Below are 18,918 nucleotides of genomic sequence, written 5' to 3' on the forward strand. Positions count from 1 at the left end.
CCTTGATTGCCCTTTCATCATCCCAGCAACTCGCACCGATATCCACATCGGCGCGTTGATTGACACGAGATGTACGCACAGTCGTGTCTTTCAAACCTCGTCCATAGCGTCCTGTGTAATAGAACATATGTTCGAAAATCCTGTTGTGGCAATTATATTGGTCATCCTTGCAGCGGCGCTGGGGCTGGTGGCCGGTTTTGTGCTGGGCAAATCCAAGGGGCAGGAATCTGCGCGGACCGTCAAAAACACCGATACCGAAGAGGCGCAGGCGCAAAACGACCAGCTTCGGCGGCAGATAGGAGAGCTCACCACGCAGGCCGCGCAATACCGAACGCAGTGCGAGGGGCTGAACCAGCAGCTCGCGTTCGTCAAATCGCAATTGGCGCAGGCTCAGCAGGCCGAGCAGCTTCGTGTGCAGCGGCAGCAGGAGCAGGAGCGTGAGGCAGCCGAGCGCAAGCGGCAGGAGCAGGCCAAGGCGATGGCCGAACAGAGCAAGGTGCTTTCGGCACTCGCGCCCGTTCAGAAGAACCTCGATGCCTTGCAGCAGAAGGTCACCCAGATCGAGGAAGGCCGCAAGCACGAGATGGGCGCCTTGGGCCAGCAGCTCAAGGGATTGAACGATCAGCAGACCCGTTTGGATAAGGAAACGAGTTCGCTTTCGGCTGCGTTGCGTAATAATAAGGTACGTGGTGCGTGGGGCGAGGCGCAACTGCGCAACATCGTCGAGTCCGCAGGGCTCTTGGAACATGTTGATTTCGATACACAGGTGGTTGTCACCGATTCGGAAGGTCGTGTGCAGCGGCCGGATATGGTGGTCTATCTGCCTGGCGGCAAGACCATTCCCATCGATGCCAAAGCCCCGTATTCCGATTACCAGCGTGCCTGCGAGATTCCTGATACCGCCTCCGAAGACGAGCTCAAGCGGCGTGACCAGTTGCTGCAGGCCCATGCCAAGGCGTTGCGCGATCACGTCAAGACCTTGGGAGACAAAGCCTATTGGAATGCTTTCGACACCACTCCCGATTTCGTTATCGCCTTCATTCCCAACGATGCCTTGTTGGAGGCTGCGCTGAAAGTCGACCCGACCTTGATGGATGATGCCTTCGCGCGTAAGGTGGCGTTGACTTCGCCGGTCACATTGTGGGCCGTGCTGAAGTCGGTCGCTTTTGCCTGGCAGCAGCAGAGTTTGACCGACGATGCCAAGATGCTCTTCGATCTCTCGCGTGAACTCTATGAGCGGTTCGCTGTTTTGGGCGACAAAGCCAATAAACTCGGCCATTCCATCACCCGCACGGTTTCGGCGTATAACGCTTTTGCTTCGTCGCTCGAGTCGCGTGTGTTGGTCACTGCGCGTAAAATGCAGAAGATTGATTCGAGCAAGGTCATCGACCCGGTCGAAATGGTTGATTCCGACAAGACCGACGTCCATGAGCTGACTGCGCCCGAGCTGAATCTGGAGTCGGAGGAGCAAGGGCAATCGTCCGACGAATAGGATCGTAATGTCGGAGCAGCGCAGAAAATCATGATTTTTTATGGCATTGTTGGGCGGCATCTGGCGAGCAGGCCATTAATATAGGTTGGGTTGATGTAGAGAGTAGGAGTGCCAATGAGTACCGAGGATAAAGCGGTCGCTCGAAGTAACGAGCTTGGTGAACTGTTGCGCGCGTCCATGGCCGATAAGCCGTTCAACGAGTTGTTTGCAGTGAGCCTTGATGCGCACGGTTTCGAGCTGATCGGTGACGCTTTGCTCGATGCGTTGGAGCAACGTGGCTTTACTCTTGATGATTTCGATGCGGTCGGCGCATTGACCGCTGCCGCTGTGCCGATGGTGACGGCAGTGATGCATGCGGCCCATGCCCGCGGCCGCGAGATTGATGGTTTCGTGATGGATTTCGTTTATCCATCGATCAAGGGTCCGTCGATTTCTGGCAAACGCGTGGTGCTTCTGGACTCCTGGCTCTCCGAAAAGTCGTATGTACAGACTTCATCGCTGGTCACCCTGCGCAATGGCAACGAGCTGAGCCTCGATTTCAGCGTCGTGGAGCATGAAGGCGCTCAAGTCGTCGCCATCGCCTCGCTTATCGGCGGGGTGAGTGGTGGCAATGCCGATACGAGCAGCATCAAAGTCATCAATCCTGTTTCCGGAGAAGATCGCAATCTCCCGTTTGTGAGGGCCTTTGATGAGGATGAATTGCGTGACAGCACTTCTTCTACAGCGAAGAAGGCCAACTGATATGCGTGAACCGAATCCGATAACCGCCGCAGCTCAGGCTTCGGGCGAGCCGGTTTTCCGCGAGATCGGCGTCGGTCCGTGGTCTGAAACCCACCCGAATGAACCTCGCCCCGACGATCCACAGTCGCCCAATTTCGACGCGCGCTACGATTCGGAACTGCTTGATAACGGCGACCGCCGCAATGTGCTCGACCGATTCCGCTATTGGTCGGTCGAAGCCATTAAGGCCGACCTTGACAAGCAGGGCCGTCATGGTTTCGATGTGGCCGTCGAAAACTGGACACATGATTTCAACATCGGTTCCATGGTGCGCACGGCCAATGCTTTCGCCGCCCGCAAGGTTCACATCGTTGGACCGCATAAGTGGAATCGCAAGGGTGCCTTGATGACCGAGCTTTACCAGCACGTCGATCATCATCCTTCGATCGAGGAACTGGTGGCAAGCTGGAAACAGGAAATCGCTGAGGAAATCAAACAGGCGCAGGCTGACGAAGCCAAGGCCGAATTCCGTGTGGACAAGGCCCGCTATCACCGCATCGCCGAAGACGCCAAAGCCTCGCGCATCATCGCGCTTGACATCATTCCCGGCGCCGTCCCTATCGAAACCTACCGCTTCCCGAACCGTTGCCTGATGCTTTTCGGTGCCGAAGGCCCTGGACTTTCCCAACGTGCGCTCGAACTCGCCGATGACGTGGTCTATATCTCCCAGTTCGGCTCGGTGCGTTCAATCAACGCCGGTGCCGCCGCCGCGGTCTCGATGCACTGCTGGATCTCCCAGCATCTGACTGCCTGATTGCGGATTGTGCAGTAACGGAGCTGTCACCCGAACCGGGTTTGCTGTAATGTGTAATGCGGTTTTACCCTGAATCGTCCCTGAATATACCCTGAATCATCCCCGAGGTCGATGCTGACCGCGACGCGTGCATGGTACCTTTGAAATCATGATAGAAATAACTAACCTGAGCAAACGGTTCGGTTCCAAAACCGCGCTTGACAGTGTCAGCTTCACCGCCCCTGACGGGAAAGTGACTGGGTTCCTCGGCCCCAACGGAGCCGGCAAATCAACGACGATGAGGGCCGCGCTCGGGCTGATTTCGTCCGATTCCGGAAAAGTGCTGATCGACGGCAGCGACTTCCGCAAGTCCCGTGCACCGATGACGAACGTCGGTGCCGTGCTTGACGCCAAATCGGCCCATAAAAATCGTTCCGCTTACAATCATCTGCTTTCGTTGGCGCTTACCAACGGTATTTCCAAGCGCCGCGTCGACGAGGTCATCGATTTCACCGGTTTGGAAAGCGTCAGGAAACGCAAGGCCGGCGGCTTTTCGCTGGGAATGAGCCAGCGGCTTTCCATCGCGGCGGCGTTGCTGGGCGACCCGCACAACCTCGTACTCGACGAGCCGGTCAACGGCCTCGACCCTGAAGGCGTGAAATGGGTGCGTGAGCTTTGCAAGTTCTATGCGAGCCAAGGCCGCGCGGTACTGCTGAGCTCCCACCTGATGAGCGAGGTCGCGCTGACCGCCGACAACCTGGTCATCATCGGCCAGGGCAAGGTCTTGGAGACGACGACGGTCAACGATTTTGTCACCGAGCACTCCGGTCATTCGATCCGCGTGGTCACCCCGGAACCGCAGAAACTGCAGGCTATTTTCGCCTCCGCTCCTGAGGTTCAGGTCCGTACCGAAGCGCGCACGGCGTCTGACCCGCGTGAAGGCGAGGTCTTCCGTATCAACGGAGCCGACCTCAAGTCCGTCGCACAGGTATTCGCTCGAGCGCAATTGATTACCTACGAGCTTGTCGAAGAAAAAGTCTCGCTCGAGGAAGCCTACATGGCGCTCACCCATTCGCAGGTGCAGTACGCAGCCAAGGAACTTCCCGGTGAGCAGCCGATTCAGTATGTGTCGCAGGGTATGGCCGGCAACGGCAGCAGCGTCGGAAACGCTGGAAATATACAGGTTAACGGGGGAGAGCAAGCACGATGAACGAGACCAATATCATGAATCCGAACATGCCTTCCTCCTCCCAAGCCGGCGGCGCAGGCTACGCCGTCAACCGCAGCATGTCTCACGCCCGTCTGAGTTTCTTCGGCAGTGTGCGTTCAGAACTGTTGAAGTTGCGCAGCATTGCCTCGACGTGGTGGCTTTCGGCCTTCGCCGTCCTGTCGATGGTCGGTTTCTCTGCGCTGTTTGCTTTCAGCATCAGGCAGGAGAGCCATTATGACGAGAAGGGCAAGTGGATGGCGACGGCCATGCCTATTCCGCGCTCGGTCATGTTCCAGTGCGTTTCTCAGAGTATCGCCTTCGCCATCATCCTGATCAGCGTCGTTGCCATTCTTGCGGTGACCGGCGAATACGCCACTTCCTCGGTGCAGATGTCGCTGGTCGTCAATCCGCGGCGTGTGATGTTCATGAATGCCAAGGCCGTTGCGGTGGCCATCTACTCCTTTGTACTTTCGCTGGTAATTCTGCTCATCTCATGGGGTTTGGTCGAGGCCATGTTCGCGGGTGCAAAGCAGACGCCGCTGGCCTCCAAGGAACGTTGGCTGCCATTGATTGTGATTCTCGGCGGCGCGGTGATAACGGTACTGGTCGCCGAATTCGCGCTCGGCCTGGGCGCCATGATTCGTTCGACGGCCGGCGGTGTGGTCGTCTTCGTTCTCATCTATACGATGGCCATTACGATTTTCGGCATCATCTCCAGCCTCTCAAAGCACATGCTCTGGGCCAACTGGTGCTCGCAGCTGATGCCCTCCACATTGGTCAACAAGTTCCTGTCGGGCCAGACCGGTGAGGTTGAGGCCGGCATGGTACCGAAGGGCTGGCCGGTTCCGGGCTGGTGGCAGAGTGGCCTGATCATGCTCGCGTGGGCCGTCGTTTTCTATGTCATCGGCACGCTTATTGTGCGTCGTCGCGACGTGAAGTGAGCCCATCGCTTTACCAGAATCGTCGGGTTCATTGAAAAGTCCCGCATGCTGCCATTCGCAGCGTGCGGGACTTTCGATATGCGGATATTCTCAGCCGTCTGCCGCGACCTTGTGCGAGTAACAAGACAATCCTGCGAGAAAACGGATACTTTTTATCTTGAAAATGTACGTTTTCTAATAGATTGCCTTGTTTCTAACAGGATTGTCCGGTTGATGACGGTTGTGACGAACATTGTGGACGTTGGCGGGTTTGGCAGGTGGCGTCGGTGCCCAGAACACGTCACCTGAACGTCACAGACGACTCATACAATTAAGGTTATGCCTACTTTCACAAGAGATACAGTCGAGCATCTGGGGCAATTGGCCCAAATTGCGCTCACCGACGAGGAAGCGACCCGCATGCAAGGCGAGTTGAACGTCATCGCCGATTCCATCAACAAGGTGCAGGAAGTCGCGTCCGACGACGTCGAACCCACTGCCAATCCGGTTCCGCTTGAGGCGTACCTTCGCCCCGACATCCCCGAAAAACCGCTGACCCGTGAAGAAGCGCTTTCCGGCGCTCCCGCCACGGAAGACGGTATGTTCGTCGCACCGCGAATCCTCGGAGGTGAAGCCTGATGGCCGAAGCAAACGAACTAGTGAAGCTCACCGCCGCGCAGATGGCGGAGAAGATTCGCAACAAGGAAGTCTCCAGCCGTGAGTTGGTCGACGCCGAACTGAATGTCATCGACGCCGCCGAGCCTGACCTGCATGCGTTCCTGCATGTCTCCGCCGATGAGGCGCGCGCTCAGGCCGACGCCTTCGACAAGAAGAATGCCGCTGGCGAGACCGAGGGCTTGCCGGAGCTCGCTGGTGTGCCGATCGCTATCAAGGACATGATCGTCACCAAGGGCATCGAGACCACTGCTGCATCCAAGATCCTCGAGGGCTGGATTCCGCCGTACGACGCCACGGTCATCACCAAGCTCAAGGCCGCCGGCATGCCGTTGCTTGGCAAGACCAACCTTGATGAGTTCGCACAGGGTTCCTCCACGGAGCATTCCGCGTTCGGCCCGACCCACAATCCTTGGGACACCTCCCGCGTGCCCGGCGGTTCCGGCGGTGGCTCCGCTTCGGCGGTCGCCGCCTTCGAGGCTCCGCTCGCGCTCGGCACCGACACTGGCGGCTCGATTCGTCAGCCCGGCAGCCTGACCGGCACGGTCGGCGTCAAACCCACCTATGGCGGCGTCTCCCGTTTCGGCGCGATCGCGATGGCGAGCTCGCTCGACCAGATCGGCCCGGTCTCGCGCAATGTGCTCGATTCTGCGCTGTTGCAGGAGATCGTCGGCGGCCACGACGTACGTGATTCCACGTCTATCCCTATGGATGTGCCCCCGATTTCAAAGGCTGCACGCGAAGGCTACAAGCGCGACCTCAAGGGCGTGCGCGTTGGCCTTGTCAAGCAGCTGAGTGGCGACGGCTATCAGCCCGGCGTCGAGGCCCGCTTCAACGAGGGTGTCAAGCTCTTGCAAGGTATGGGAGCCGAAGTGGTCGAGGTCGATTGCCCGCACTTCGATTACGCGCTTGCCGCCTACTACATCATCATGCCTTCCGAGGTCAGCTCCAATCTGGCCCGTTACGATGGCATGCGTTATGGCCTGCGTGTGATGCCGCCAGAAGGTGTGCCACAGACGGCCGCCAACATGATGGCCTACACCCGTGAGGCCGGTTTCGGCGACGAGGTCAAGCGCCGTATCATCCTCGGTATCTATGCTCTTTCCGCCGGTTACTACGATGCGTGGTACGGCTCGGCGCAGAAGGTCCGTACTCTGATCATCGACGACTTCAACAAGGCGTTCGAGAAGGCCGACGTGCTGGTTGCGCCGACGAGCCCGACCACCGCGTTCAAGTTCGGTGAGAAGATGAACGACCCGCTGACGATGTACATGAGCGATGTCGCCACGATTCCGGCGAACATGGCCGGAACGCCTGCGATGAGCATCCCCGCCGGGCTTTCCGACGACGGCTTGCCCGTGGGCTTCCAATTTATGGCCCCGCAGAAGCACGACGAGCAGATGTACAAGCCTGCCGCCGCGCTCGAGGCGGCTCTCGAGGAGCAGTGGGGCGGCCCGGTCTGGCAGAGCCTCAAGACCCCGTGGCTCAAGAGCGCAAAGTAATCGGACGGCAAGGAGAAACAAATCATGGCTGAAAAATTGATGAAGTATTCCGATGCCGTCAAGGAATTTGACCCGGTATTCGGTCTGGAAACCCACGTCGAGCTGTGCACGCAGACCAAGCTGTTCTGCCCGGCGCACGAGGAGTTCGGCGCGGAGCCGAACACGGAACTCACCCCGGTGAGTCTCGGCCTGCCCGGAAGCCTGCCGGTGGTCAACAAGACTGCCGTAGACTTCGCGATCAAGCTGGGTCTGGCGTTGCACTGCCAGATCAACGAGTGGAGCCAGTTTGCCCGCAAGAACTACTTCTACCCCGACATGCCGCGTGACTATCAGATCTCGCAGTTCGACAAGCCGACCAACGGCAACGGCTACCTCGACGTCGAGCTGGACGACGGCAGCACGTTCCGCGTGCCGATCGAGCGTGCACACATCGAGGACGACGCCGGCAAGAACACCCACGTGGGCGGCGCCGACGGCCGTATCGAGGGCGCGGACCACTCGCTGGTCGACTACAACCGCGCCGGCGTCCCGCTGATCGAGATCGTCACCAAGCCCGTCGAGGGCGGCGGCGACCGCGTTCCGGAGATCGCGGACGCCTACATGCGCGCCATCCGCGACATCGTGCGTGCCTTGGGCATTTCCCACGGCCGCATGGAGCAGGGCAATATGCGTGCCGACGTCAATATCTCGTTGCGCAAGAAGGGCACCACCAAGCTCGGCACCCGTTCGGAGACCAAGAACGTCAACACGTTCCGTGGCATCAAGAAGACCTTGCAGTACGAGATTCGCCGTCAGGCGGCCATCCTCGACGAGGGCGGCGAGATCCTTCAGGAGACCCGCCACTGGGACGAGGCCACGCAGACCACCGCTGGCGGCCGTGTGAAGTCCGATGCGAACGATTACCGTTACTTCCCTGACCCGGACCTCGTGATGCTGCATATCACGCAGGATCACATCGACGAGATCGCCAAGACCATGCCGGAGATGCCGCGCGAGCGTCGTGCCCGCCTGCAAAAGGAATGGAAGCTCAGCGATCTGGAGATGCGCGACCTCATCAACGCCGACGCGCTTGATTTGGTCGAGGAGACCGTCAAGGACGGCGCTACGGCCGCCGGCGCCCGCAAGTGGTGGCTTGGCGAGATTTCGCGCGTCGCCAACGAACGCAGTGTTTCGCTTGAAGAGCTGCCGATCACTCCGGCCGATGTGGCTGAGGTCGAGAAGCTCGTTGCTGCGGGCAAACTCAACGACAAGCTCGCCAAGCAGACCGTCACTGGCGTCTTGGCTGGCGAGGGTACGCCTGACGAAGTCGTGAAGAAGCACAACTATCAGGTCGTCTCCGACGACGGCGCGCTCGACAAGGCGATTGACGAAGCCCTTGCCGCCAACCCGGACGTGGCCGAAAAGCTCAAGAGCGGCAACATGAAGCCGATGGGCGCCATCATCGGTGCCGTCATGCGCGCCACTCACGGTCAGGCCGATGCCAAGGCCGTCAGCGCTCTGGTCATCAAGAAAATGAAAGGCTGAGCCGTTAAGCGGGGAACCCAGTGGGTTCCCCGTAGGCTTAGTGAGCGCGATGTACGAGCGCGAAGGCGGAATCGCGAGATTCCGCGTGTGAGCTTTAGCCCAAGCCCAGTGGACTTCCGGTAGCCGAGGTAAACGTTCTGGTTTGAGTGTTTACCAACACTCTGCGTAAACGAAATATGATCTGTGTTCGGGCGATGAACATTCATTGTTCGAACACAGATTTTTCGTATATGGTCGACGTATCACAAAATGAATCATATGTTTGAGGATTTGGGGCACCAGATGTCAAGACCGGAGCTGGACCGCAGCGTTCGGCGTGACGGCGTGCTGTTTCGGCTTTTTGTAAATATCGAGTGGTGAACGTTTTGGCTCAAGGTTGAGTTTCGATTTTTACTTGCAATGGTTACGGATTTGTGCTGATTGCGATGCGATGTTGCATACGTTGTCCAATCATTTCGATTGTTGGTAATCAAACATGTAGATATATATCAGTTTGAAAATGTCGGCATTAAAATATCTGATGTCTAAATAATTGTCTATTACTTGTAATATATTACAAGTAACAATGTAGTGTTTGGTGGTTGTTGGATGTGAGGTGAAGAATGAGATTAAAAGGTACGAAATTATTGGGTGCCGTGGTGGCATCAGCAATGTTGGTTGGTCTCGTTGGTGTGTCTGCTTCTGCGCAGGGAGAAGTAAGCGAGGGTGCTGCTTCCAGCCAATCGCAGAAGATGGCCATCGGGCCGCAGGCCTATGCGACGTATACGGTTCGTTATGATTTGGCAAATGGTCAGGTGCCGGTGGGGCACAGTGCCGATTATGCGGATCATTATGTCGATCCGGGCAATGGCTCCGATGGTTCGGGCAACATGATTGCTCCCGCCGCGCCTACTCGTACAGGATACGATTTCGCCGGGTGGAGCGTTTATCCTTATGGTGGTTCGCAGCCGACTGGCCATGCGAATGCCGGGGATACGGTTGCGATTGCGCAAGACAGCGTGTTGAAGGCCAATTGGACGGTGCATCATGATCCGGAGCCGAGCAATCCCGGCTCTGGTAGTGGCGGTAGTGGTAACGGCAACGGCGGCCAAGGTAGTGGTAACGGTAACGGCGGAAACCATGGGTCTTATTGTGAATCTCATCCGAATTCGAAGGAATGTGTGAATCAGAATACTCCTATCGATGACGGGGGTGGTAGTGAGGGTTCGGGTAACTACGTATCTATCAATCCGATAGGATCCTGGGATGAAACGATACCGGAGAGTGAACGCTGTTACATTAATTTCTATATATCTCGGGAAGACCAGACTATCTACTCTGGTATTGAGATGGTTCGTTGTGGTGCCAAAGCGACTCCTCCGAATAATTCGGAGTTGCATCTTGGGCCGGATGATGAATTTGACGGTTGGTATCAAGATGACACGAAGTTTGATTTCGACAAGCCGATTACAGAGCGTAATACTACAATAGAAGGGCATGTGAAGCATTGGCAGACGTATAAGCTTGTCTATGACTTCAGCGGTGCAGGTTCTGACCTGATGACCAATAAGGATGCCTTCATAAACCAATCCCAAAGGGTTACAAGTAAGACGGCAACATTCAAGGTTCCTACGACTGTACCTGATCGGTCGGATGCCAACGCAAATCCGAACTATACGTGGAAGTTCAGCCGATGGCGTGTGATAGGTGCGACCGATAATCTTGCCGATCCGGGTGATACTGTGACTGTGGCGTCCAAGAACTTCGATACGATTACGCTGATACCAAATTGGACGAAGTCCTACAATTATCAACTCTCTTATGATTTCAACCTTGGCAACAGCGGCGATACGGTGACGAATGTCAACGCGTTCGAGCCGCAAAAATCTCGAGATGCGGCGACATGGCATTGGTTTACGTTACGCAATGCCGATCCGCAGCGTAAGACGGCTGATCCTGACTCGAATTACTCTTGGAAATTCCTTGGGTGGAGTACGGAGAAATCGGCTTCAGACGATGCTTCAAGTTATTTGCACAAGGGTGGCTCGCTCAAGCTTACCTATCGTAAGCCACAGGTGACGCTGTATGCTCAATGGCAGAGGTACTACACCTATCGCCTTTCGTTCGATTCGAATGTGCCGACGAGCGCGGGTGATGCGCAGACCTCTCCTGTAGAGGTTCCCAAGGTACAGTCCAACGGCATCATCAACAGTCGTGTGATGCGTCTTGATGGTTCGGAGAAGTTGAGTCTTGACGGTTACAAGTTCCTTGGCTGGAGCAAGACCGCAGGTTCACGCACGATTGACTTTGAGCCTGGCGCTACCGGTGATATTTACTTGGATCCCGACAATGTGCATGAAGTATTGCATGCGGTATGGGTTCGTGAGCGTACGCATACGTTGAAGCTGGACTATAACGCCGGTGGTGATGCGTCGTTGCAGGCTTCCTGCAGTAAGGACGCGGACGGCGATCCCGTTGCTGGCGGTGAGGGCTGCAGCTTGCCAAAGACGGATACTTCGGTGACTGATACCAAGGATTCTGCGGATATCAAGGTGCCGCAATCGGGTTTGATGCGTGACGGCGCTACGTTCGTTGGTTGGACCATGAATGCTGACGGTACTGGTGCCACCTATGAACCTGGCGACACTGTACCGGTTGGCGCTGATGGTGCTGAAATCGATGAGGCGAATGCGCCTGATTCGTCGGTGACGTTGTATGCGCAGTGGGTTCCGAAGACGGCGTATTCCGTTTCCTTTGCACCGGGTGTAGGCCATGTGACCCACGGTTTTGATACGTTGACGGCCATTTCGGCGCACAACAGCAAAAAATTCGTTATTCCTGTTGCGAACCATTACGGTGATGACGAGAACAGCACGCATCGTTTCATTGAATGGAAAGACGAAGCCACTGGTAAGACCTACAAGCCTGGTGATGCTGTCACAGTTTCCAGCGCCGACCGCAACGTCGTACTTACCGCACAATGGGACAACCTTTATAGTTATCAGCTGTCGTTCGATATGAACGCCGGTAACAGTACGGTTTCACCGGTCAAGGTGGCTTCCATGTCCAAGACGACGACGGATGAGAGCCATCGCTTTGAGATGCCAAATGTGCTCCCGACCCGTTCCGGTGATTCCAAGGTCACTTGGAGGTTCATTGGTTGGAACAGTGCCCGCGACGGTTCCGGTGATTCCCCGGTTGCCGGTCTCGGCGGCGAGTCTTCGTTGACGTTGCAAAGTGCCGATCCTGTCGCAGTGCTGTATGCGCAGTGGGCGAAGGTCACGGTTCCTTCGTCGCAGATTCCTTCCACATCCTCAACGGTTGTCAAGCCGGCTTCTCCTTTGTCGCCGCTGGCTCCGGTTGTTACTCCGGTCAGCCCGTCGGTGGTCGTGCCGCAGTCTGCGGGGAGTACGGTTACACAGCCTTCTGCGTCCGCGCGTGATCGCTCGATTAGCAAGTCTGATTCGGCTAGCCCTGCCAAGCCGCGTGTTTACTGCTTGGCTGACGGTCAGAGTGAGGTTTCTGGGTCGGCGTATACGTTGACGCCTGCCGGCTACATGGTGCAGGCGGCCGGCAATATCGGCAGATGTTCGCCTGAGACCATGGCTTCTTCTTACGCTGGCACCCGTGCTCATTCGCTTTGGTGGCTGCTCTTGATGGTGTTCATGATGATGATTTTCGTGGTCCTCATTGTTCACCGCAACCGTTTCATCTACGCACAGCATCGTTCTGAGGAAGAACGGCGGTGACCGGCAACAGCCATTCTCTTGATGAGTGAGCGGCCCGGTTGCTTCTAAGTGGAGGCGGAATGTATGCATTACGGCATGCATTCCGCCTCCATTGTTTTACCCTGAGGCGTTCATAATCCTGTGATTAGTCTGGTCAGGGTTTTCTTTTGCGATGATTGTTGTGTGCTTCGGCAGAAAATCATCAGATGTATGCGGCTGATGGCGTAAGTATTGAAATGCAAGGTTTTCTGATCTTATGCTCGTCAGATGAATACAGTATCCTGATAATAAGGTATGTCTCATGTTCGTTGGAGGGTGAGTGACTATGTCTGAAAACTCCGAAATTCCTGTAGTGGATGCAACGCCGCGTAAGCTGCCGGAACGTATTGTCATACCGGAGATTCGTGGCGAGATGGTGCATTTGCGCCCCGCTACCCTTGACGATCTGCCGAAGCTAGATAAGTTGGAAGTTTATTTCAACGCTTCCGGCGACACCGGCAAGGATAAGCAGTCCGAGCGCGCCGTCGTTCAGGCCTGGGTCAAGCGTTCGGTGGCTTGGGTCAACGGCGTTGCCGCATCCGAATCCGGAGTAGGTGATCCCGAAGCCCGGCGCACGATGGCCTGGACCATTCTGACCGATTCGGATCATGACGCAGACGGCAAAATCGATGCCGAGGAGACCGACAACGTCATCGGTATGATCTTCCTGATCGACATTGACGGCTGGGCACGTTCGGCTCGTATTCAGGTGATGTTGGGTAAGGATTACCGAGGTCGTGGTTATTCGCGCGATGCGATGCCGCGCGTGATGACCTACGGGTTCGCCTCCACTCCGGTGGGTCTGGGTATGCATCGTATCTGGGTGGCGGTGCCGGAGAAAAGCACTCGTACCCTCTCGGTCTATCAATCGTTGGGCTTCATCAAGTCCGGCACGTCCCGCGATTCGCTGTGGGACGCCTCGATTGGCAAATATCAGGACCTCATCGTTCTCGACACCCTTGTAGACGAGTATGACCCGATTCATTCGTTGGATGCTTTCGGCATGCATGTCATCGAAGGCAACCCTGGCGTCAAAGAGGCCATGGCTGCCCGTGAGCATTCCATCGAAATCCAGCAGCACAAGAATCGGAAAAACAAAGACAACGTCTCAGGTCCCGATGCCAGCTGTGGGGAGACCAAAGAAAGCGCTGCCTCGCGTGGAAGTGGCGGACAAGGCAATGGCCGCTCGTCCAACCATGAACACGATGATACCAAGGTCGCAAGCGGACAACCTGCCGATAGTGTTGCTTCGCCAGTCGCCAATGGCAAGTCTAAGGCTGCGGATGCCGCCGCAGTTCACGGTGACGGCTCTTCGGCGGCGGCGGAACAGCAAAGCTCGGAGCATCTTGGGCAGAAGCACAAGAGTGATGATTCCGATGAAACTTCATGGCCATTTTCCGCTACACAAAGCAAGAAATCGAAAAAGGCTTGGTGGCGCAATCTCGGCCATAACGGGCAGAAAAAAGGCGACGTCGACAAGGCGAACGCTTCGAAAAACGACAAATCAGGGGGTAGCGTTCAGTGAGCGCTGAAGATCTCGACGATTACGAGATGAACGCCGAGCTGGCGCTCTACAAGGAGTACCGCGACGTCATCAAGCTGTTCACCTACGTAGTGGAGACGGAACGGCGCTTCTATTTGGCCAATAAGGTTGATTTCAACGTGCGTTCCGCCGGACAGGATGTCTACTTCGACGTGCAGCTTACGGATGCGTGGGTCTGGGATGTCTACCGTTCCTCAAGGTTCGTCAAGAACGTGCGGATTGTCACGTTTAAGGATGTCAACGTAGAGGAAGTGCAGAAGTCCGACATCGATATTCCCGATTCTCTGGCTTGATTGTTTGTTGCTTATGACGGTCTGGGAGGGAAACATATTTCCCTTGGGACGCTCCGGGCTGAACCGTTAAGCGAAAAGCCCTGTGGGCTTTTCGTAGGTGAAGTGAGCGCGATGTATCGAGCGCGAAGGCAAAATTTCCAATTTTGCTCAGGCCAAGTCTTTACGGTCGGACAACGCATGTCCCACCCTCCCAGACCTCAACCTTAGGATCTTTTCGGAGAGCAATTGTTTCGATGTCAGAGTTCTGAGGCACTTTTAAGCGGATACTTTCAGCAAACATGCAGATGGTTCGTGTATGTTTTTAGACATTGGTAGTTCTGGTTTGCGCATTCGTGTAAGCTAGTGATGATTTGTGTATGGAGCGTATTGGCTTCAAAATAAGATTTTTTCGGGAGGCTGTTGTGGCTGAGGATGCTGGCAAGAAGTCTGTAGTGATTATTGGTGGCGGGCCTGCGGGGCTTACAGCTGCTTGGGAGCTGTTGAAGGACGGCGGCGCCGACAAGTTCGATGTGACCGTTTTGGAGGCGACGCGCGAGTTCGGCGGCATCAGCCGTACGGTGAAGCACAATGGCAACCGCATGGATATTGGCGGGCACCGTTTCTTCTCCAAGGACGACCGCGTGATGGACTGGTGGAAAAACATCATGCCGTTGCAGGGCGCGCCTTCGTATGACGACAAGAAGCTGGGGCGTCACCACGACCTCGAGCCCGGCGGCCCGGATCCGGAGAAGACCGATGTCGTGATGCTCAAGCGTCACCGCGTCTCGCGTATCTTCTGGAACCAGCACTTCCTGGACTATCCGATTTCGCTTTCCCCGGGCCTGTTCAAGGCGCTGGGTCTGAAGCTGACGCTGAAGGCCGGGTTCAGCTACCTCTGGAGCATGATTCACAAGCTGCCCGAAGACAATCTCGAGAACTTCTATATCAACCGTTTCGGCCGTCAGCTTTACTCGATGTTCTTCGAAGGATACACCACCAAGGTCTGGGGGCGCACGCCTTCGCAGATTTCGGCGGACTGGGGCGCCCAGCGTGTGCGTGGCCTGTCCGTGATCACTGTGCTCAAGAATGCGATTCAAAAGCTGATGCCGAAAAAGCGCGATTCCAGCCAGGTGGAGACCTCGCTGATCGAGGAGTTCTGGTACCCGAAGCTCGGCCCCGGCCAGCTCTGGGAGATCGTCGAAGGCCAGGTCGTCGACAATGGCGGCAAGGTCATCACCGACGCAAATGTGGTCGAACTCAAGCAGAAGGCCGACGGTTCGATTGCTTCGGTGATTTATGTCGACGACAAGGGCGCGCGTACCGAGCTCAAGGCGGATGATTTCATCTCGTCCATGCCCGTCAAGGACTTGGTCAACGCCATCGACAGGGCCGCGAAAGAGGACGAAGCCGCAAACGCCGGTAACGGTTCAAAGACTGCTGATGCTTCTGATACCGCCGCATCCAAGGAAGTCGCCACGACTTCGGAAGACGTACCTGCGGATATGAAGCGTATCGCCAACGGCCTGCCGTACCGTGATTTCGTCACCGTCGGCCTCTTGGTGAAGCACTTGCGCTTGAAGAACACGACGGACATGAAGACGCTCGGCAACCCGCCGATTGTGCCGGACTGCTGGATCTACGTGCAGGATCCGGGCTACAAGGTCGGCCGCGTGCAGATCTTCAACAACTGGAGCCCGTACCTCGTGCGTGACGTCGACAACACCGTGTGGGTCGGCCTCGAGTACTTCTGCGAGGAAGGCGACGACTTCTGGAACCTTTCGGACGAAGAAGCCACGAAGTTCGCCATCAAGGAACTCACCCGCATGCGCGTGATCAACGGCCCCGAGGACGTCTTGGATTCCCACCGCGAGCACGTGAAGAAGGCTTATCCCGCCTACTTCGACACCTACGACGAAATGCCGCAGCTCATCGACTGGCTCGACAAGTTCGGCAACCTCTATTGCGTGGGCCGCAACGGTCAGCACCGCTACAACAACCAGGACCACTCCATGGCCAGCGCGATGGAGGCCGTGGGTAACATCAAGTCTGGCCGCGCCGACAAGAAGAATGTCTGGTCGGTCAATACCGAAAAGTCCTATCACGAAGAAAAGTAGCCGGAACCGGTTCCGACTGTTATCGTATGAAGGCGAATGCTCCTGCTGGCGTTCGCCTTTTGCGTTTTCCGACACGCTATTGCTTCAAATATCGCAGAGGTCGCACATCGGTTGTACGCTAAAGGAAAGTTCGAAAACCACATGGTGGTATCGAAATTCATACGCGGTTTGTAAAATATGCCGCATCTTTTTCATAAGTCTTCCGGGCACTGCCGTAGGAAGTCAAGGAAAGGCAACATTATAGTGGCAACTAGCCAGAATATTGAGGATATGAAGCTGCCTGAGCTGAAAACGCTCGCCAAGCAGATGGGACTTCGCGGTACGTCAACGATGCGTAAGCCGGAATTACTCGCCACCCTCCAAGCTGCAAGAACGGGCGGAGACGCACCCAGCGGTGTCACGGTTCGCGCCCCCAAGGCCGCGCCTAAAGCGGCCGCAAAAAAGAGCAGCGCCGATGACGATAAATCCAAAGACCAGCAAAAGCAGAGTTCTGCGCCCAAGCGTGCCGGTGAATCGGTGAACGCTGAAAACAGTGAATCGGCTCCTGCCCGCAAGTCCGGCAACGCCGAGTCGGGCGATGCTGAGCAACGTGAGAAAGCGCCGGTCAAGACCATCCGGCATTCCGCTTCCGATGCGTCCGTCCAGCGTTCGCAAAAGCAGGAAAACCGGGAAGAACGGGCAACGCAGGAGCCCAGGCTTTTTGATGACGAAGAGCCGCTGCACCGTCGAAACAGGTCGTTCGTGGCGCATCGCCGCGGTGAACGTGAAATGGAGGAAGGCGGTGAGGAACGCACCCGTCGTCGCAACTATCGTGCGGAGCAGCAGTCCCGCCACGATACTGCTTCCAACGAAGTCCGTGATTTGGACGATATTCTCGCCACATTGCCCGTCGCTGGCAATGACGAGAACAACTCCAACGATGCCAAAGAGGAAGAGCCCCGTCGCGAATTCACCCGCCATACGCGTCGCAACGATCGATACAGCCGCGAGGAACGTGGCAATGAACGCCATCAGCGTAGGATGCGCGGGCGCGATCGCAATAATAATTATGATTACAAGGATCGTGACAATCGTGGCGAACGCGGCGAGCATTACAATAACGACGCGGTGAACGAAAACGATATGCGCGACCGTCGCGGCAATGATTCCAAGGAAGGACTGGTTCCCGTCGCTGGCATTGTCGACGTGCTCGATTCCTACGCCTTCATCCGCACTTCCGGCTATCTGCCGGGGCCGAACGACGTTTACGTTTCCATGGGCCAGATTCGCAAGTACGGCCTGCGCAAGGGCGACGGCGTGCAGGGCTTTATCCGCGAGCCGCGCGAAGGCGAACGCCGCAACCAGCGCCAGAAGTTCGTGCCATTGCAGTCCATTGAGACCATCAACGGCATGAGTGTCGAGGACGCGGCCAACCGTGCCCAGTTCTCGAAGCTCACACCGCTTTACCCGCAGGAGCGTCTCAAGCAGGAGACCACGCCGGGCAATATCATCGGTCGTCTGATCGACCTTGTGTCTCCGATCGGCAAGGGCCAGCGCGGTCTGATCGTCTCCCCGCCGAAGGCCGGCAAGACCATCACTTTGCAGAACATCGCCAACGCCATTACCGCGAACAACCCCGAAGTACATCTGATGGTGGTGCTCGTGGACGAACGTCCCGAGGAAGTCACTGATATGGAGCGCACTGTGCAGGGTGAGGTCATTTCCTCGACTTTCGATCGCCCGGCCTCCGACCACACCACCGTCGCCGAACTCGCCATCGAACGCGCCAAGCGTCTGGTGGAGCTTGGTCAGGATGTGGTGGTGCTGCTCGATTCCATGACCCGTCTCGCCCGTGCCTACAACATCGCGGCCCCGGCTTCCGGCCGTGTGCTTTCCGGCGGTGTTGACGCGCAGGCGCTTTACCCGCCCAAGAAGTTCTTCGGTGCGGCACGCAACATCGAAAACGGCGGTTCCTTGACCATCATCTCTTCGGCACTGGTGGAAACCGGTTCCAAGATGGACGAGGTCATCTTCGAGGAATTCAAGGGCACCGGCAACATGGAGCTGCGCCTTTCGCGCGACCTTGCCAACAAGCGCCTTTTCCCGGCCATTGATATCAACGCCTCCGGCACCCGCCGCGAGGAGCTCATCACGCCGAAGGACGAGCTGGCGGTCATCTATCGCTTGCGTCGTCTGCTTGGTGGCCTCGATGCGGAAAAGGCCTATCAGACCATCGTGCCGAACCTGAAGAAGACCGCCACAAACCGCGACTTCCTTCAGGCCATTATCAAGCAGAATATCAACAATATGAACAACTGATATTTTCTGTTTGCCATATACAGGATTTTCGTAAGAGCCCTGCCGGAGAGGTGGGGCTCTTGTCGTATGGTGAATACATGACTGATTTTTGTGAGAACAATGGTGCTTC

13 protein-coding genes are annotated in these 18,918 nt (G+C 56.6%); all 13 read left to right on the forward strand.

Annotated elements, in window-relative coordinates; genetic code table 11:
- Positions 1-127: 127 nt before the first annotated feature.
- The 13 genes from rmuC (at position 128) to rho (ending at position 18,809) form a co-directional block, all read left to right on the forward strand.
- Positions 128-1,492 (forward strand): DNA recombination protein RmuC, encoded by a 1,365-nt coding sequence (gene rmuC, locus OZX70_RS01195; protein WP_277181342.1) that lies wholly within the window; start codon positions 128-130, stop codon positions 1,490-1,492.
- 114 nt (positions 1,493-1,606) lie between these two features.
- On the forward strand, positions 1,607-2,233 hold the full coding sequence (locus OZX70_RS01200) for an orotate phosphoribosyltransferase (RefSeq protein ID WP_277181344.1): 627 nt from the start codon (positions 1,607-1,609) through the stop codon (positions 2,231-2,233).
- Between the two features lies 1 nt (position 2,234).
- Positions 2,235-3,026, forward strand: a complete 792-nt coding sequence (locus OZX70_RS01205; RefSeq protein ID WP_277181346.1) for a TrmH family RNA methyltransferase — start codon at positions 2,235-2,237, stop codon at positions 3,024-3,026.
- 148 nt (positions 3,027-3,174) lie between these two features.
- Positions 3,175-4,215 (forward strand): ATP-binding cassette domain-containing protein, encoded by a 1,041-nt coding sequence (locus OZX70_RS01210; RefSeq protein WP_277181349.1) that lies wholly within the window; start codon positions 3,175-3,177, stop codon positions 4,213-4,215.
- A complete protein-coding gene (locus OZX70_RS01215; protein WP_277181351.1) occupies positions 4,212-5,156 on the forward strand; it encodes a hypothetical protein in 945 nt (314 codons plus the stop codon). Before OZX70_RS01210 ends, OZX70_RS01215 begins: the two co-directional genes overlap by 4 nt.
- Positions 5,157-5,474: 318 nt before the next feature.
- A complete protein-coding gene (gene gatC / locus OZX70_RS01220; protein WP_277181353.1) occupies positions 5,475-5,774 on the forward strand; it encodes an Asp-tRNA(Asn)/Glu-tRNA(Gln) amidotransferase subunit GatC in 300 nt (99 codons plus the stop codon).
- Complete coding sequence (gene gatA, locus OZX70_RS01225) at positions 5,774-7,312, forward strand: Asp-tRNA(Asn)/Glu-tRNA(Gln) amidotransferase subunit GatA (RefSeq protein WP_277181355.1); 1,539 nt, start codon at positions 5,774-5,776, stop codon at positions 7,310-7,312. The genes gatC and gatA overlap by 1 nt, the downstream gene beginning before the upstream one ends.
- Positions 7,313-7,336: 24 nt before the next feature.
- Positions 7,337-8,836, forward strand: coding sequence for an Asp-tRNA(Asn)/Glu-tRNA(Gln) amidotransferase subunit GatB (gene gatB, locus OZX70_RS01230; protein ID WP_277181357.1), 1,500 nt, complete (start codon positions 7,337-7,339; stop codon positions 8,834-8,836).
- 602 nt (positions 8,837-9,438) lie between these two features.
- Complete coding sequence (locus OZX70_RS01235; RefSeq protein WP_277181359.1) at positions 9,439-12,564, forward strand: InlB B-repeat-containing protein; 3,126 nt, start codon at positions 9,439-9,441, stop codon at positions 12,562-12,564.
- 304 nt (positions 12,565-12,868) lie between these two features.
- Positions 12,869-14,107, forward strand: a complete 1,239-nt coding sequence (locus OZX70_RS01240) for a GNAT family protein (RefSeq protein WP_277182059.1) — start codon at positions 12,869-12,871, stop codon at positions 14,105-14,107.
- Positions 14,104-14,418: a DUF2469 domain-containing protein gene (locus OZX70_RS01245; protein ID WP_277143495.1), complete on the forward strand. Its 315-nt coding sequence runs from the start codon at positions 14,104-14,106 to the stop codon at positions 14,416-14,418. The genes OZX70_RS01240 and OZX70_RS01245 overlap by 4 nt, the downstream gene beginning before the upstream one ends.
- A 401-nt stretch (positions 14,419-14,819) precedes the next feature.
- Positions 14,820-16,511 carry an NAD(P)/FAD-dependent oxidoreductase gene (locus OZX70_RS01250; RefSeq protein WP_277181361.1) on the forward strand — a complete coding sequence of 564 codons (1,692 nt, stop codon included), beginning with the start codon at positions 14,820-14,822 and terminating at the stop codon, positions 16,509-16,511.
- Positions 16,512-16,754: 243 nt separating this feature from the next.
- On the forward strand, positions 16,755-18,809 hold the full coding sequence (gene rho, locus OZX70_RS01255; protein ID WP_277181363.1) for a transcription termination factor Rho: 2,055 nt from the start codon (positions 16,755-16,757) through the stop codon (positions 18,807-18,809).
- The last annotated feature ends 109 nt before the right edge of the window (positions 18,810-18,918 follow it).

Source organism: Bifidobacterium sp. ESL0732, from assembly GCF_029395535.1.
Taxonomy (GTDB): domain Bacteria; phylum Actinomycetota; class Actinomycetes; order Actinomycetales; family Bifidobacteriaceae; genus Bifidobacterium.

Excerpts from the sequence above, each read along its gene's own strand:
- gatA (WP_277181355.1), top strand. The coding sequence starts at position 5,774 with ATGGCCGAAGCAAACGAACTAGTGAAGCTCACCGCCGCGCAGATGGCG.
- OZX70_RS01205 (WP_277181346.1), top strand. The coding sequence starts at position 2,235 with ATGCGTGAACCGAATCCGATAACCGCCGCAGCTCAGGCTTCGGGCGAG.
- OZX70_RS01210 (WP_277181349.1), top strand. The coding sequence starts at position 3,175 with ATGATAGAAATAACTAACCTGAGCAAACGGTTCGGTTCCAAAACCGCG.
- gatB (WP_277181357.1), top strand. The coding sequence starts at position 7,337 with ATGGCTGAAAAATTGATGAAGTATTCCGATGCCGTCAAGGAATTTGAC.
- OZX70_RS01240 (WP_277182059.1), top strand. The coding sequence starts at position 12,869 with ATGTCTGAAAACTCCGAAATTCCTGTAGTGGATGCAACGCCGCGTAAG.
- rmuC (WP_277181342.1), top strand. The coding sequence starts at position 128 with ATGTTCGAAAATCCTGTTGTGGCAATTATATTGGTCATCCTTGCAGCG.
- OZX70_RS01235 (WP_277181359.1), top strand. The coding sequence starts at position 9,439 with ATGAGATTAAAAGGTACGAAATTATTGGGTGCCGTGGTGGCATCAGCA.
- OZX70_RS01200 (WP_277181344.1), top strand. The coding sequence starts at position 1,607 with ATGAGTACCGAGGATAAAGCGGTCGCTCGAAGTAACGAGCTTGGTGAA.
- gatC (WP_277181353.1), top strand. The coding sequence starts at position 5,475 with ATGCCTACTTTCACAAGAGATACAGTCGAGCATCTGGGGCAATTGGCC.
- OZX70_RS01215 (WP_277181351.1), top strand. The coding sequence starts at position 4,212 with ATGAACGAGACCAATATCATGAATCCGAACATGCCTTCCTCCTCCCAA.